We start from the raw sequence: 15,670 nt of genomic DNA, 5'->3' as shown, positions 1-15,670 counted from the left end.
GCCTCCTACTCAGCAGGGGCGCGCAGGGCCAGCTCCAGCCGGGAGTGGATGTCCAGCTTGCGGAAGATCTGCCGCAGATGGAAGGCGACGGTGTGCGGCGAGAGGAACATCCGGGCCGCGATCTGCCGGTTCGTCAGCCCGGCGGCCGCATGCCCCGCCACCGTGCGCTCCGTCCTGGTCAGGCTCGCCCACCCGGTGGCCGGGCTCGGCTCGGCCCGGGTCCAGTGCCGCCGTCGCACGCCGAGGGCGCGCAACCGCCGCCGGGCCCGGGCCGCGTCCCGTTCGGCGCCCAGCCGCTGGTAGGCCTCCAGCGCCTGGCTCAGGCCGCGCACGGCTCGGGTGCGGTCCGCCGGGCCGAGCAGGACGCCGAGGTCCTCGGCCGCCGAGGCACACGCCCAGGCGTCCCGGTGGTCGCGGGCGGCCACCGCCAGCGCCCGCGGGTCGCGCTCCAGCAGCCCGCGCGCGTGCTCCGCGCCGGGCCCCAGAGCCGGCACCGCCGGGTTGGCCCGGGTCAGCCGCCGCACCGCGGCCACCACCGCGGCGGCCCGCTCCGGCTCGCCCGCGGCCAGCGCCGCGCGCACCAGCCAGGGCGCGCAGGCCGGTTCGTCCAGGGTCAGCCGGCCGAGCGCGGCCTCGTCGGCGGCCAGCTCCTTGAGCGCATGGCCGACCGGGCCGTGGTCGCCGTCGGCCGCCAGCAGCTGCGCCTCGAACCAGGCCGCCGCGATCGCGGGGTCGGCGCCGAGCCCCGGGGCGGGCGTCTCCGGTGGGACGGGCAGGCCCACCGCCGCGGCGCGCAGCTCGGCGGCGTGCTCGGCGGCGGCCGGGTGGTCGCCGCAGTGGATCGCCACCGTGGCCAGCACCCGGCGGGCCATCGCCGCGCAGCCCGGGGTGTCCGCCCGTTCGGCCAGCCGCAGCGCGGCGTCCGCCTCGGTGTCCGCCCGCTGCAGGGCGCCCTCGGCCAGCGCCAGCCGGGCCAGCACGATCCGCCGGATCAGCTCCGGGACGAACGGGCCGTCGCCCGGCGGGCCGACCGCTGCCGCCGCTTCGATGGCCGCCGCCGCCTCGTCCGGGTATCCCGCCTGGACCAGCAGCAGCGCCCGGATCGGCTCGGCCGGGGTGTGCCAGGCGGTCGCGGAGCCCTGCGCGGCCAGCGCCACCGCCTCCTGGCTGAGCCTCAGCGCCACCTCGGGCCGCCCCGCCCGCCAGGCGAAGACCCCGTCGGCGAGCCGGGCCGCCGCCCGCAGGTCGAGCCCATGGGTGTGCGCCCGGCGCAGCAGCCGGGCCAGCTCCTGGTGCGGCTCGCCCGGCCCCTGGGCGAGCGCCGCGGCCTGGACGAGCAGCGCCTCCTGGCGGACCGCTGACGGGATGCCGCGTTCGCCGGCCGCCCGTTCCATCAGCGCCAGCGCCTCGGTGGGCCGGTCGAGCAGCAGGAGCGAGCCGGCCAGCGCGATCCGCAGCCGCGCGGCCGCGCCCACCGGCACCGCGGGGCGGGCCAGCGCCGCCTCGGCCAGCGAACGGCCCCGGGCCAGTGCGCCGGAGCGCACGCAGGCCTCGGCGGCGAGCGCGGTCAGTTCGGCGGCAGTCTGTGCTGTTTCGCCTGCCGGGCCTGTTTCGCCCGCCGGGCCCGCCTCGTGGCCGTCGTCCGCCGCGCCCGTCCCGCTTGCCGCCGCACCCGTCCCGCCGGCCGCCGCACCCGCTTCCGTGCCCAGCCCCTCGTCCACCCCGAGCACGTCCAGGCCGCGCAGCGCCAACTCGGCCGCCGTCGCCGGGGAGCGGGCCAGCGACTGGGCCGCCGCCAGCCGCAGCAGCGGGCCGGTGACCGGGTCGCCGCGGTACGCCCCGCGCAGCAGGTGGGGGGCGACGGCGGCGGCCGAACGCCCGCCGGCCAGCTGGATGCCCAGCGCCTGACGGTGCATGGCGGCCCGTACCGCCGGCGGCAGCCCGGCCAGCAGGGCGCTGCGCACCAGCTCGTGGCGGAAGGTCAAATGCTCGCTCTCGCAGTGGGCCAGGCCGGTCCGGGCGGCCTCCCGGAAGACCGGGACCAGCGCGCTCACCGGCTCGTTCAGCATCTGCGCCACCTCGTCCGGCAGGCTCGCCGGACCGAGCACGGCGGCGGCCTCCAGCAGCAGCCGGGTGCGGGCCGGCGCGGCGCAGAGCCGCCGGGCGATCAGCTCGCCGAGGCGGCCCGGGACGCCGCCGGTCACGCCGTCCCCGCCGTCCCCGCCGGCCATGCCAGCCGCACCGGCCGCACCGGCCGCACCGGTCACGCCCGGTTCTCCCGCCGTGGGGCCGGCCAGTTGGAGCCGGCCCGCGCCCAGCCGCAGCGCGGCGTCCTGCTCCAAGGCGCCGAGCAGCTCGATCACCGCTCCCGGCCGGCCCCGGGCCAGGCCGAGCAGCGCCGCCAGGCCGTCGTCCGGCGGCGCGCCGAGCCGGTCGGCGCAGAGCTGCCCGACGGCCGCCGCCGACAGCGGGCCGAGCGCCAGCCGCAGGAACTGCGCATCATCCGGCCCCTGTCCCGGCCCTTGTCCCTGTCCCGGCCAGGGTCCCGGCCCCGCACGCTCGGTGGTCAGCAGCAGCAGGGCGGCGCCGCGCCGAGCCGCCGCCAACTGCCCGAGCAGAGCCGGCCAGCCGGCCTCGCCGTCGCAGCTGAGCAGCAGCGGGGCCTGCTGGAGTCGGCCGTCCAGCAGCCCGAGCAGCACCCGGCCGGCCTGCGGATCGTCCAACTCCTCGGCGCCCGAGGGTACTCGGACCTCCAGCGCCCGGGCGAGCGGGGGCACCAGCGCTGCCAACGGCCCGGGGACGCCGGTCAGGGCCGGCCGCCAGGCCGGCTGCACCCGCCCGGACGTCCGGGATGCCCCGGACGCCCCGGACGCCCCGAATGCCCCCGGCGGCGCGAGTGCCGCGATGGGCAGGGGATCCGGCGCGGCCAGCCGGGCGATCCGGAAGCCGCGGGCAGCGGCCAGCTGCTCGGCCTCGCGCAGCAACCGGGACTTGCCCGCCCCGCCGGGCCCGCTGATCAGCGCGCCGGCGGCGCGCCGGCTGCCCAGGGTGCGCTCCACCAGCCCTTCGAGCAGGGCGAGTTCCTCGGCCCGCCCACGCAGCGGCGGCTCGGCCCGCTCATCCTGCCGCTGCCCGGCCCGCTCATCCTGCCGCTGCCCGGGCTGCCCCGGCTGCTCGGCGCCGTCCGCGCGTGCGTGGTCGCGGTGCGCCGTGGCCGCTCCCCGGCCCTGCTCCGGTACCCCGGCCCCCCGGGCCGCGCAGCCGCACACCGAGCCTCAGCCGCCCACGCTCGGCACCCGGTCCAGGTCCGTGTCCTGCCCGTCGGCGGCCCCCGCTTCGGCGGCGGTGCGGGCCGGCCAGCCGGGCAGCAGGGTGGCCAGCGCCGCGCAGCAGAGCGCCAGCACCAGGGCCAGCGTGTAGCCGTCGGCCACTCCGGTGGCGAAGTGCGCACGGTAGCCGGGGCTGTCCGCCCGGGCACCGCCCAGGCCGCTCGCCTCGCGGGCCACGATGGTGGCCAGCACCGCCACGCTGAGTGCCTGGCAGACCCGCTGGGTGGCCTGGAGCAGTGAGGTCCCGCGGCCGACGGCCGGGCGCGGGACCTCACTCAGCGCGGTGACCTGGGTCAGCGGCGGGATCACCCCGGCCCCGGCCCCGGCCAGCAGCAGCGGCCCGATCAGCGCGGCGGGATCGGGATCGGCGGCGTGGGTGCGCAGCAGCGCGATGCCGCCGGCCAGCAGCAGGAAGCCGACCGTCATCGGCAGCCGGGGCCCGAGCCGGTCGCGGATCCGGCCGCCGAGCAGGCCGGTGACACCGGAGCTGATCGCCAGCGGCAGCAGGGCCAGCCCGGCGTCCAGCGCGCTCGACCCGTGCACCACCTGGATGCTCAGTGGGAGCAGGAACTGGGTACCGAAGAACGGCACTTGGCCGAGCGCGTTGATCGCGCTGCCGATCCCGTAGGTGCGCACCCGGTAGAGCCGGAAGTCGAACAGGCCGGGGCCAGGCCCGGACCGGCGTAGCTGGTGCACCACCAGGAAGCAGAGCGCCAGTGCGCCCACGCCGAAGGCGATCAGCGCGCCGCTCCCGTTGCCCGAGCCGAGCAGCGAGGCGCCCAGCAGCAGCCCGCCGAATCCCGGGCAGACGGCGGCCACGCTCGCCCAGTCCACCCGCGGCCGGCTGTCGGGGCGCGGCTCGTCCGGGGCCAGGAACCGGCTGCCGAGCAGGACGCCGAGCAGGCCGATCGGCACGTTGATGAAGAAGATCCAGCTGATCAGCCCGGCGTCCACGAAGACGCCGCCGACCAGCGGACCGATCATCGGGGCGAAGACCAGCACCAGTCCGAAGGCGCCGAAGGCGACGCCGCGCCGCTCGGGCGGGAAGGCGGTGAAGAGCCGGGCCGAGCCGAGCGGCAGGGCGAAGCCGCCGGCCAGGCCCTGCAGCACCCGGGCCGCGATCAGCAGGCCCAGGCTCGGCGCCAGCCCGCAGAGCAGTGAGGCGAAGGCGAAGGCGAACAGCGAGGCGAGGAAGACCCGTTTGGTGCCGAAGCGCTCGCCCAGCTCGCCGGCCAGTGGGGTGGCGATGCCGAGCGCGAGCGCGTAGCCGCTGACCACCCACTGCACCTCGGCGGTCGGCGCCGCGTAGGTGTCCTGGAGCGCGTGGACGGCGACGTTGACCACCGTGGTGTCCAGGATGGTCATGAAGGAGCCCACCGAGACCGCGACCAGCGTTCGCCACGGTGAGCCGCCGGCGGGGCGCTCGGGGGTGCCGGGCACGGCGGGGGAGCTCATCAGCCGGCCGGCCGGACGGGGGCGGCGTGGTCGGCGGACGCGGCCTGGAGCGGCACCTCGGGGGCGGTGGCGCGGTGGACGATGCGGCCGTCCTTGACGATCAGCCGCAGGTCGTCCAGCGCCGCGAGGTCGGTGCTCGGATCGCCGCCGACCACGAGCAGGTCGGCCTGCCGCCCGGGGGCCAGCACGCCGAGGGTGTCGCGCTGACCGCAGACCGCGGCGGCGTGCCGGGTGGCGGACTCGATCACCTGGAGCGGGGTCAGACCGGCGGCCAGCAGGTAGTTCAGCTCGCCGCGGGGCAGTCCGGGTGGGAATCCGGGCCGGCCGACCCAGTCGCTGCCGAGCGCCACGGTGCCGCCGGCGGCGACGAAGCGGCCGAGCACCGCGACCATGAACGCCTCGATCTCACGCAGTGCGGCCTCGCCCAGCTCCGGCAACCCCGCCCTGATGTTGGCCAGTTCGTTGCCGATGGTCGGCACCAGGTGGATGCCCTGCTCGACCATCGCGTCCAGCTGCCGCGCGAGATCGGGCAGTGCGCCCAGGTGCAGGGCGCCGGCGCGCTGGAGTTCGACATGGCCGACGTCCGGCGGCAGCGGGAAGAGCAGGTGCTCGATGCTGGTCACCCCGACGGCCAGTGCCACCTCCAACTGGTCGGCGTGGTGCACGTGCGAGCGGACCGGCAGGCCGTGCTCGGTGGCCCGCCGGGCCACCGCCTTGATCAACTCGGGCTCCAGCACCGGGAGATGGCCGGGGTGGCGGAAGTCGAAGTCGAACGGCTCCTGGGTGATCTTGATGAAGTCCACGCCCAGTGCGGCCAGTTCGTCCACCGCGGCGATGGCCTGCGGGAGCGAGTCGACGGCGCGCGCGGCCGAGCCGTCGCCGCGGATCACCGGGTAGCCGCCGGGCGCGGTGATCGCGGGCCCGGCCAGGAAGGTCCGGGCGGCGCCCGGTTGGCGGCCGGCGGCCCGCAGCTGCGGGACCAGCTGCGGACCGCTGCCCGTGTTGCCGACGCTGGTGACCCCGTCGCGCAGGAAGGCGCCCAGGACGGCGGGAATGTCGCGTTCGACATGGGTGTGGGAATCGATCAATCCCGGCAGGATGGTCTGCCCCTCGCAGTGCACGAGCTCGGCGCCGGGCGGGATTTCGGTGGCGCCGTCGGTCGTCAGCCTGGTGAGGACGCCGTGTTCGATCAGAATGACGCCGCCGGCGCTGGGCGGCGCGCCCGTGCCGTCCACCAGGCGGCCGCCGATCAGGGCGATGACCTGCGGTGATGTGGCGGTGTCGGATGCCGTCTGCCGGTGGTTCAACGAGGGCCCCCTGCTGATCACAAAGCCGAACGTTAAATATGAAGAACGCAGGCTCTGGTATTCCCAATTGATCGGCCACAAACGAGATTAGGACGCCCTCTGACGGCATGTCAAGGTCGTTCGAATGTGCGGGAAGAGAGGCCGTGAAGGGAGGCGGCGAGGGGGTCGGAGGCCCCCGGGGGGTCGCGGCCGGCGCCCGGCGGAAGGCTGGAAAGTGCCCAGCCTTTCAGGCTCTCATGGGCCATCAGCTATCCGATACTGCTTCTTCGAGTGTTCATGACATGGACATCCGGGGTATGTCTACGCGCGTTTCACTCTTGGCCGTTGAGCAGGAACGAACGCAAAGAGAAGGTGCGATGGCGCAGTTGAGCAAGCGGTCCCGCCGGATCAACCGGCCGCGTGAGGGGTGGGCCGGCTGGTTGTACACGGCGCCGGCGCTGTTGATCTTCTCGGTCTTCATCATCGGACCGACCGCCTACACGCTGTACATCAGTACCTTCCACTGGAACACCCTCAACCCGTCGATGTCGACCTTCATCGGGACGGACAACTACCGCCAGCTCTTCCAGTCCACCTCGCCCAGCTTCCTGACCAGCGCCTGGAACTCGCTGTACTACTGCGGTGCGATGGTGATCGGCGGCACCGCGATATCCCTGGCCCTGGCCCTGCTGCTGCAGCGTGGCGGGCGGGCCCTGACCGCCTCCCGGGTCGCGATCTTCGCGCCGCACGCGACGCCGATCGTGGCCACCTCGCTCGCCTGGGTCTGGCTCTTCAACCCGCAGTTCGGCCTGCTGGACATGGTCCTCAAGGACCTCCACCTGCCGGCCCCGCAGTTCCTCTACTCCAGCACCTGGGCGATGCCCTCGGTGATCCTCTACAGCCTCTGGCACGAGGTCGGCTTCACCGTGGTGCTCTTCCTCGGCGGCCTGGCCGTGGTCTCCTCCGAACTCAGCGAGGCGGCCCGGACGGACGGCGCGAGCGCCCGCCAGGAGTTCTGGTACGTCACCTGGCCGCAGCTGCGCCCGGTGACGCTCTTCTCGATCGTGATCACCAGCATCAGCTCGCTGCAGGCGTTCACCCAGTTCTACGAGATGAGCCACGGCGGCCCGGCCTACGCCACCACCACCCTCAGCTACCTCCTCTACCAGGAGGCGTTCGTCCTGTTCGACACCGGTTACGGCGCCGCCCTCGCGGTGGTGCTCTTCATCGTGACCGCCGCCTTCACGGTGCTGCAGCGCCGCCTCGGCGGCCGCCTGGCCGCGGACCTCTGAACCCGCACGTCCTGCTACCCCGCACGTCCCGTCCCCTCTCGTGAGTAAGGAAACCCCCGTGATGCCCTCCAGCCCCAGACTGCGTCGGACCGCCGCCAGTGTGCTCGCCGCCGCCACCGTGCTCGGCGCGCTGAGCGCCTGCTCCTCCGGCTCCAAGAGCTCCGACGCGGGTTCGGGTGGTACCACCACGATCTCCTTCATGCAGATCATGATCAGCGGCACCCAGAAGAGCACCCTCACCTCGCTGACCAACGCCTTCCAGCAGGCCAACCCGAACATCAAGGTCAACCTGGAGTTCCAGCCCGACTACGGCACCCTGCACGCCAAGGAGACGGCCGGCGTCGCCGCCCACAACCCGCCCACCATCGGTCAGGTCTACGAGAGCTGGGCCGCCGACTTCGCCAAGAGCCAGGTGATCCTGCCGGTCACCCAGTACGCGGGCAGCGACAACCCGGCCGGGCTCACCGACTTCTACCAGGGCGTGCAGAAGGACCTGCGGCTGCCGGACGGCAAGCTGTGGATGTGGCCGTTCAACAAGAGTGTCCAGGTGCTCTTCTACAACCAGGACATGCTGCAGGCCAAGGGTCAGAGCGCGCCCACCACCTGGGACCAGTTCGCCACCGCCGCCAAGGCGGTGAGCACCGACGGCGTGACCGGGATCAGTGTCGACCCGGGCACCACCGCCTCGCCCGGCGGCGGCACCAACATGTTCCAGGCGCTCTGCGCGGCCAACGGCACCCCGGACTTCGCCCCCGACGGCACCCCGCAGCTCAACAGTCCCGCCGCCGTGCAGGCGCTGAGCTACCTGGCGGACCTGAAGAAGTCGGGCGCGCTGGCGGTGGGCACCAACTACCCGGGCGAGACCGCGCTCGGCGCCAAGAAGGGCGCCTTCGACCTGTCCAGCGCGGCGGGCTACTACTTCGAGAACCAGGCCGTGGGCGGCAAGTTCACCCTGGGCACCGAGGTGCTGCCGGCCGGCTCCACCGGCAAGCCGAGCAACATCATCTCCGGCACCAACATCGCGATGTTCGCCTCGGCGAGCAAGGCCCAGCAGGCGGCGGCCTGGAAGTACATGCAGTTCCTGGCCTCCGCGAGCAGCCAGGCGCAGTGGTCCAGCACCACGGGCTACCTGCCGGTCACCCCGAAGGCGCTCGACCAGATGGGCGACTTCCTGGCGAAGAACCCCTACATGAAGACCGCCGCCGCGGCGCTGGACTACGCCATCGCGCAGCCCGCCTACCCGTGGGTCGCCAAGGCCGAGGGCGAGGAGGTCGTCGCGCTGCAGAAGGTGCTGGAGCAGGGCGCCGACCCGCAGTCCGCGGCCAACGCCGCCCAGCAGGCCGCCGTCGCCGACCAGAAGGCGAGCCAGTGACCGTCCCGTCCACGGCCGTACCGCGCGGCCGGAGCCCCCTTGGGCCGCGCGGTGTGCTGCGCCGCACCGTCGCCGTGCTGATCGGCCTCTGCTTCCTGTTCCCCTTCTACTACGTGCTGGCCACCTCGCTGAACTCGGCCTCGCAGTCCAGCAGCCTCGCCGACCTGCTGCTGCCGCACTGGCACTGGGAGAACTACTCCCGGGCCTGGGCCGCCGCGCCCTGGATCCGGCTGTTCCTGAACACCCTGCTGATCGGCTCCTGCACCGTGGTGCTGGCGCTGGCCACCTCGCTGCTGGCCGGCTTCGCCTTCGGGGTGATGAAGTTCCGCGGCCGGGGCGTGCTGTTCACCCTGGTGATGGCGGTGATGATGGTGCCGAGCACGGTGCTGATCATCCCCGACTACGTGATCGCCAGTGACATCAACTGGCTGAACACGTACTGGATCCAGATCGTGCCCTGGGGTGCGAGCGTCTTCGGGATCTTCCTGGTCCGGCAGTTCTTCCTGGGCCTGCCCGGCGAGCTGTTCGACGCCGCCGAACTGGACGGCGCCGGGCGGCTGCGGATGCTCTGGTCGGTGGGCCTGCCGCTGGTGCGCCCGGCCATGCTGATCATCGCCCTGCAGGTCTTCCTGGGCTGCTGGAACTCCTTCCTGTGGCCGTTCATCATGACCCAGGACACCAGCGTGCAGCCGGTCGAGGTGGGCCTGGCGGCCTTCGCCGGCGGCGAGGGCACCGACTACCCGGGCCTGGCCGCCGCGGTGGTCTTCACCACCGTGCCGGTGCTGGCCTTCTTCCTGGCGCTGCAACGGCACTTCGTCACCGGTGCGATGTCGACGGCGGGTGGTGTCCGTGGCTGACGTAACGTCAAACACCGTGCTGATCACGGACTTCGACGGAACCCTGTATCGCGGTGACGCGCCGATCCGGCACTATGCCGAGCAGGCCGCCCGCTCGCTGGACAGCACCGCCCGCGCCGAACTGCTGGCCGGGGTGGAGGAGTTCCTGGAGCTCGGCGCCAAGGCCGCCGGAGGGTCCCTGGCCGGGGCCATCGACGGCTGGGAGGCCGTGGCCGCGCTCGGCCGCCGGGCCGGGCTGACCGGCGAGGAGCTCAATGGGGCCTTCACCGCGACCCGTGAGCTGATGCTGGACGTCGTCCGCTGCCCGCTCGAAGTCCCCACCGGCTACGCCGAGCTGATCACCGAACTGCGCGCCGCCGGGGTGCGGGTGGTGCTCGCCACCAACAGTCCGGCCGCGGGCCTCGACGCACTGCTGAACCGGCTCGACCTGCCGCCACTGCTGGACGCCGTGGTCTGCGGAACCGGCAAGCCCGAGGGCCTGCGCCGGCTGCTGCGCGAGGAGCGGGGCAGCGCCGCGGCCGCGAGCCTGTGCGTGATCGGCGACCACTGGCGCAACGACATCGAGCCGGGCCGCGAGATCGGCGCGCACAGCGCCTACATCGACCGCTTCGGCCGGGCCGACGGCCCCGCCGACGCGATCGCCCCCACCGTCGAGGGGTTGCTCGACTCCATCCGGACCTGGGCCGCGTCCCGGGCTCCGATCGAAAGGAACTGATCCCCCCGTATGGCCACCATCGAATTCTGGGGCGGCGTCGGCGTCATCGGCGGCAGCAAGGTACTGATCCAGCAGGACGGGCACCGGGTGCTGCTGGACATCGGCGTGGACATCCCCTCCGGCGGCGACCTGTTCCGGCTCCCGGTGCGCCGGCGCCCGGGCCGCGAACTGGCCGACCGGCTGCGGTTGGGCGCCGCGCCCGCGCTGCCCGGCCTGTTCGCGCCCGAGGCACTGGGCCCGGGCTCCCCGCTGGCCGACCCGACCGGCGAGACCGCGGTCTTCGTCAGCCACCCGCACATCGACCACGTGGGTCTGGCCGGCTTCGTGCGCCCCGAGGTCCCGGTGTACGCGCACACCGAGGCGGTCGACGTGCTCACCGCGCTGGCCGCCACCGGGCAGGGCCTGACCCACGCCGAGCCGGACTGGCAGCGCCTGACGGGCGGCCAGAAGGTCACCGTGGGCCCGCTGGAGGTGGAGTGCGTGCCGGTCGACCACGACGTCCCCGGCGCCAGCGGCTACCTGGTGCACACCCCGGACGGCACCCTGGCCTTCACCGGCGACTACCGCTTCCACGGCCACCACCCGCAGCGCTCCTGGGACTTCGTCGAGCGGGCGGCCGGCAGCGCGGTGCTGGTCACCGAGGGCACCACGCTCGGCTGGGACAACCCCGAGCGCCCGCGCGACGAGCGGGACGTGGCCCGCGACTTCGCCGCCGTGCTGGAGCGCACCCCGGGCCTGGTGCTGCTCTCGCTCTACCCGCGCGACATCGACCGGGTGCGGGGCTTCCTGGCGATCGCCGAGGCGGCCGGGCGGCAGATCGTCTGGACCGAGCAGATCGCGGCCTTCCTGCGCCTGGTCGGCGTCCCGCAGGCGCTCTCGCCGGTCGAGGTGCCGCTGACCGAGGTGCACGCCGAGCCGGGCCGCTACGTGCTGATGCCGGACCCGAACGACCTGCCCTCGCTGCTCGACCTGCCGGTCGGCGACGGCTACCCGCCGGCCTGCCTGGTGCACGCCAACGGCGAGCCGCTGGGCCCCTTCGAGCCGCGCTGGGCGCCGTTCACCGACTGGCTCTCGGCGCTCGGCATCCCGCTGCGCCAGATCGGCTGCTCCGGCCACGCGCTCCAGGACGACCTGCACCAGATGCTGGAGCGGCTGCGCCCCGGCACGGTGTTCCCGATCCACACCACCTCGCCCACCCGGCTGCACCCGCCGCGCGGGGTGCGCCGGGTGCTCGCGGCCTACGGGAGCTCCTACTCCTTCGGGGGCGACCCGATCTGACCTGCGCACTCTCCCCGTCAGGCGCTGTGACGGCATCAGTACCCGGGTGTGACAGAGCTGTTCCGGGAACGCTCAGCCGGATGCGTTATCGTTCACGCCTGTCGGCACGTCAGCAACACGAAACTGGGCAGGGGAGACACCGTGCGGGAGTACTACGAGCGCGAGGAAATCATCGAGCGCGACGGGTTCTTCGGGGGCGAGGAGATCATCGAGCGCGAGGAGATCGTGCGTCGGGGCGCCTTCGGCCGGGAGGAGATCATCGAGCGCGAGACCATCGTCGAGCGCCCCGGTTTCCTGGGCGGCTTCTTCGGCGGTGAGGAGATCGTCGAGCGCGAGGAGATCATCGAGCGCGACTCGTTCTTCTAGGACTGATCTTGCGGGACGGGGTCGCAGGCCCCGTTGATCGGCCGACGGGCCGGTGGCGACCGAACGGGTCGCCACCGGCCCGTCGTGCGTCCGGCGACGCGCGGGGCACCCACCCGGTCGGCCCAGTGTGGCTGCCGCTGTTCGGGGTACCGCCGCGGCCGTTCACCCGTACGAAGAGCTCGGGGGGCTGCTAAGAAGGGGAGCGAGACCGTTTTGTCGGCCTCGTCCCGTTTTTGAGGAGGCATCCTCATGGGTGCGACAGCAACCACCGCGGCCCAGAGCGGCCGCGGCGACCCCCAGGGCGCCGAGCAGCCGCCGGTGCACATTCTCTGGATCAACGCCGGCCTCAGCTGTGACGGCGACTCGGTGGCGCTGACCGCCGCGATGCAGCCGAGCATCGAGGAGATCGTCACCGGCGCGCTGCCCGGACTGCCGAAGATCGCGGTCCACTGGCCCCTGATCGACTTCGAGTGCGGTCCGGTGCAGGGCGCGGACAACTTCGTCGAGTGGTTCTTCAAGGCCGACCGCGGCGAGCTGGAGCCCTTCGTGCTGGTCATCGAGGGCTCGATCCCCAACGAGGCGATCAAGCAGGAGGGCTACTGGTGCGGCTTCGGCGACGATCCGGCCACCGGTCAGCCGATCACCACCAGTGAGTGGCTCGACCGGCTGGCGCCCAAGGCCACTGCCGTGGTCGCCATCGGCACCTGTGCCACGTATGGCGGTATCCACGCGATGGCGGGCAACCCGACCGGCGCGATGGGCGTGCCGGACTACCTCGGCTGGGACTGGAAGTCCAAGGCGGGCCTGCCGATCGTCTGTGTGCCCGGCTGCCCGATCCAGCCGGACAACTTCGCCGAGACGCTGACCTACCTGCTCTACCAGCTGGCCGGCTCGGCACCGATGATCCCGCTGGACGACAAGCTGCGCCCCAGCTGGCTCTTCGGCGCCACCGTGCACGAGGGCTGTGACCGCGGCGGCTACTACGAGCAGGGCCAGTTCGCCACCGAGTACGGCCGCCCCGAGTGCCTGGTGCGGCTCGGCTGCTGGGGACCGGTGGTCAAGTGCAACGTCCCCAAGCGCGGCTGGATCAACGGCGTCGGCGGCTGCCCCAACGTCGGCGGCATCTGCATCGCCTGCACGATGCCGGGCTTCCCGGACAAGTTCATGCCGTTCATGGACCCGCCGCCCGGCTCGCACGTCTCCAGCAACGCCAGCTCGGCCTACGGCCAGGTGATCCGTCGGCTGCGCTCGATCACCGCGAAGACGCTGGACAAGGAGCCCAAGTGGCGCCAGACCGGTCGCAAGCTGACGACCGGCTACCGCCCGCCCTGGTGATGCGGGGTACCAGGTAGGCCGCACGCCGTGCGCGTGCGGCCTACCTGCGCACCCGCCCCCTTGGAACTGACACCACTGCTTTTTGGAAGACCCACTCGACCCCAGTGCGCAGAAGGGCAGCGACAAAGACGATGGCACCGACGACGAAAGCGGCCGGCGACGGCAGCGGCCTGGTGGAGATGTCCTGGGATCCGATCACCCGGATCGTGGGCAGTCTCGGCATCCACACGAAGATCGACTTCAAGCAGAAGCGGGTCGCGGAGTGCTACAGCACCTCCTCGGTCTTCCGCGGCTACAGCGTCTTCATGCGCGGCAAGGACCCGCGTGACGCGCACTTCATCACCAGCCGGATCTGCGGCATCTGCGGCGACAACCACGCCACCTGTTCGGTCTACGCCCAGAACATGGCCTACGGGGTGAAGCCGCCGCACCTGGGTGAGTGGATCATCAACCTCGGCGAGGCGGCCGAGTACATGTTCGACCACAACATCTTCCAGGAGAACCTGGTCGGGGTCGACTACTGCGAGAAGATGGTCCGCGAGACCAACCCCGGCGTGCTGGAGCTGGCCGAGCGCACCGAGGCACCGCACGCGGGCGACCACGGCTACAAGACGATCGCCGACATCATGCGCTCGCTCAACCCGATCGAGGGCGAGTTCTACCGCGAGGCGCTCCAGGTCAGCCGCTACACCCGGGAGATGTTCTGCCTGATGGAGGGCCGCCATGTGCACCCCTCCACGCTCTACCCGGGCGGTGTCGGCACGGTGGCCACCGTCCAGCTCTTCACCGACTACCTGACCCGGCTGATGCGCTACGTGGAGTTCATGAAGAAGGTCGTGCCGCTGCACGACGACCTCTTCGACTTCTTCTACCAGGCGCTGCCCGGCTACGAGGAGGTCGGCCGCCGCCGGGTGCTGCTCGGCTGCTGGGGCAGCCTCAACGACCCCGACCACTGCGACTTCACCTACCGGAACATGACCGACTGGGGCCGGCGGATGTTCGTCACCCCGGGCGTGGTGGTGGACGGCAAGCTGGTCACCAACGACCTGACCGAGATCAACCTCGGCATCCGGATCCTGCTCGGCAGCTCGTACTACGAGGACTGGCAGGGCCAGGAGCTGTTCGTCACCCACGACCCGCTCGGCAACCCGGTCGACCCGCGGCACCCGTGGAACCAGCACACCATCCCGCAGCCGCAGAAGCGCAACTTCGACGACAAGTACAGCTGGGTGATGTCGCCGCGCTGGTTCGACGGCAAGGAGCACCTGGCGCTGGACACCGGCGGCGGCCCGATCGCCCGGCTCTGGTCCACCGCGCTCTCCGGACTGGTCGACATCGGCTACATCAAGGCCACCGGGCACAGCGTGGTGATCAACCTGCCGCGCTCGATGACCAAGCCGGAGACCACCTTCGAGTGGAAGATCCCGCAGTGGAGCAACGCGATCGAGCGCAACCGCGCCCGCACCTACTTCCAGGCCTACGCGGCCGCCGCCGCCTTGCACTTCGCGGAGAAGGCCCTCGCCGAGGTGCGCGCGGGCAAGACCCAGACCTGGGAGAAGTTCGAGGTGCCCGACGAGGGCCTCGGCTGCGGCTTCACCGAGGCGGTGCGCGGGGTGCTCTCGCACCACATGGTGATCCGGGACGGCAAGATCGCCAACTACCACCCGTACCCGCCCACTCCGTGGAACGCCAGCGTCCGGGACAGCTACGGCACGCCCGGGCCCTACGAGGACGCGGTGCAGAACACCCCGATCTTCGAGGAGAACTCCCCGGAGAACTTCAAGGGCATCGACATCATGCGGGCGGTGCGCAGCTTCGACCCCTGTCTGCCCTGCGGGGTGCACATGTACGTCGGCGGCGGCAAGACCGTGCAGACCATGCACGTGCCCACCGGACTGAGCGGGCTGGGCGGATGACCGCCGAGCAGGTGGGCCTGCGGGTCCAGCAGGTGCTGGACAGGCTGGCCGAGGCCGGGCAGGGCGAGGCGGCCGAGGAACTGGTGCGCACCCTGATGGAGTTCTACGGCGCCGGGCTGGCCCGGATGGCGGCGCTGCTGCCCGCCGAGGCGCTCGGCGACGAGCTGGCGGCCGGGCTGCTGGTGCTGCACGACCTGCACCCGGAGGACGTGCCGACCCGGATCGGGCGGGCGCTGGCGGCGGCGCCCGGCTGGGCGGTGCGCGACTTCGACGCCACCGCCGGCGTGCTGACGCTGCGCCGGAGCGAGGACGACGCCGGCGGTGGGTGCGGCTGCGGCGCCGCCCAGGACGAGGAGCGGATCGAGCAGGCGCTGGCCTGCTTCGCCCCGGAGGTCGGCACGGTCGAACTGGCCAAGCAGCCGGTCCTGTTGCAGATCGGCCCGCGTCCCACGGTGGAGGCCCGGTGAGC

The 15,670-nt window shown here is 72.8% G+C and carries 12 protein-coding genes; 9 read left to right on the top strand and 3 right to left on the bottom strand.

What is annotated here, in order from left to right; all coding sequences use genetic code 11:
• Nucleotides 1-5 precede the first annotated feature (5 nt).
• Genes ACFZB9_RS32295 through ACFZB9_RS32285 form a run of 3 tightly spaced genes read right to left on the bottom strand, consistent with a single transcriptional unit; the run spans nucleotide 6 to nucleotide 6,091 of the window.
• Nucleotides 6-3,269 carry a LuxR C-terminal-related transcriptional regulator gene (locus tag ACFZB9_RS32295; protein ID WP_391453143.1) on the bottom strand — a complete coding sequence of 1,088 codons (3,264 nt, stop codon included), beginning with the start codon at nucleotides 3,267-3,269 and terminating at the stop codon, nucleotides 6-8.
• A gap of 6 nt (nucleotides 3,270-3,275) precedes the next feature.
• The gene (locus ACFZB9_RS32290; protein WP_391453141.1) at nucleotides 3,276-4,784 is read right to left on the bottom strand and encodes a DHA2 family efflux MFS transporter permease subunit; all 1,509 of its coding nucleotides are present in this window, start codon (nucleotides 4,782-4,784) and stop codon (nucleotides 3,276-3,278) included.
• Nucleotides 4,784-6,091 carry an amidohydrolase family protein gene (locus tag ACFZB9_RS32285; protein ID WP_391453139.1) on the bottom strand — a complete coding sequence of 436 codons (1,308 nt, stop codon included), beginning with the start codon at nucleotides 6,089-6,091 and terminating at the stop codon, nucleotides 4,784-4,786. Before ACFZB9_RS32285 ends, ACFZB9_RS32290 begins: the two co-directional genes overlap by 1 nt.
• Nucleotides 6,092-6,447: 356 nt before the next feature.
• Here ACFZB9_RS32285 and ACFZB9_RS32280 point away from each other — a divergent pair, with 356 nt between their 5' ends.
• The 9 genes from ACFZB9_RS32280 to ACFZB9_RS32240 all read left to right on the top strand — a co-directional run bounded on the left by ACFZB9_RS32280 (nucleotide 6,448) and on the right by ACFZB9_RS32240 (nucleotide 15,668).
• The gene (locus tag ACFZB9_RS32280) at nucleotides 6,448-7,362 is read left to right on the top strand and encodes a carbohydrate ABC transporter permease (protein WP_391453137.1); all 915 of its coding nucleotides are present in this window, start codon (nucleotides 6,448-6,450) and stop codon (nucleotides 7,360-7,362) included.
• Between the two features lie 61 nt (nucleotides 7,363-7,423).
• The gene (locus ACFZB9_RS32275) at nucleotides 7,424-8,734 is read left to right on the top strand and encodes an extracellular solute-binding protein (RefSeq protein WP_391453135.1); all 1,311 of its coding nucleotides are present in this window, start codon (nucleotides 7,424-7,426) and stop codon (nucleotides 8,732-8,734) included.
• Nucleotides 8,731-9,591 carry a carbohydrate ABC transporter permease gene (locus tag ACFZB9_RS32270; RefSeq protein WP_391453133.1) on the top strand — a complete coding sequence of 287 codons (861 nt, stop codon included), beginning with the start codon at nucleotides 8,731-8,733 and terminating at the stop codon, nucleotides 9,589-9,591. The genes ACFZB9_RS32275 and ACFZB9_RS32270 overlap by 4 nt, the downstream gene beginning before the upstream one ends.
• Nucleotides 9,592-9,607: 16 nt before the next feature.
• Complete coding sequence (locus ACFZB9_RS32265; RefSeq protein WP_391453131.1) at nucleotides 9,608-10,306, top strand: HAD family hydrolase; 699 nt, start codon at nucleotides 9,608-9,610, stop codon at nucleotides 10,304-10,306.
• Nucleotides 10,307-10,315: 9 nt separating this feature from the next.
• On the top strand, nucleotides 10,316-11,584 hold the full coding sequence (locus ACFZB9_RS32260) for an MBL fold metallo-hydrolase (RefSeq protein WP_391453130.1): 1,269 nt from the start codon (nucleotides 10,316-10,318) through the stop codon (nucleotides 11,582-11,584).
• Nucleotides 11,585-11,725: 141 nt separating this feature from the next.
• Nucleotides 11,726-11,950, top strand: a complete 225-nt coding sequence (locus tag ACFZB9_RS32255) for a hypothetical protein (protein WP_327069914.1) — start codon at nucleotides 11,726-11,728, stop codon at nucleotides 11,948-11,950.
• Nucleotides 11,951-12,199: 249 nt separating this feature from the next.
• Nucleotides 12,200-13,285 (top strand): hydrogenase expression protein HypE, encoded by a 1,086-nt coding sequence (locus ACFZB9_RS32250; protein WP_391453128.1) that lies wholly within the window; start codon nucleotides 12,200-12,202, stop codon nucleotides 13,283-13,285.
• 131 nt (nucleotides 13,286-13,416) lie between these two features.
• Complete coding sequence (locus ACFZB9_RS32245) at nucleotides 13,417-15,201, top strand: nickel-dependent hydrogenase large subunit (RefSeq protein ID WP_391453127.1); 1,785 nt, start codon at nucleotides 13,417-13,419, stop codon at nucleotides 15,199-15,201.
• A complete protein-coding gene (locus ACFZB9_RS32240) occupies nucleotides 15,198-15,668 on the top strand; it encodes a hypothetical protein (protein ID WP_391453126.1) in 471 nt (156 codons plus the stop codon). Before ACFZB9_RS32245 ends, ACFZB9_RS32240 begins: the two co-directional genes overlap by 4 nt.
• The last annotated feature ends 2 nt before the right edge of the window (nucleotides 15,669-15,670 follow it).

The organism is Kitasatospora sp. NPDC008050, assembly GCF_042957465.1.
In the GTDB taxonomy this organism is placed as follows: Bacteria; Actinomycetota; Actinomycetes; order Streptomycetales; family Streptomycetaceae; genus Kitasatospora.
This window is presented reverse-complemented; position numbering and strand designations above follow the sequence as displayed.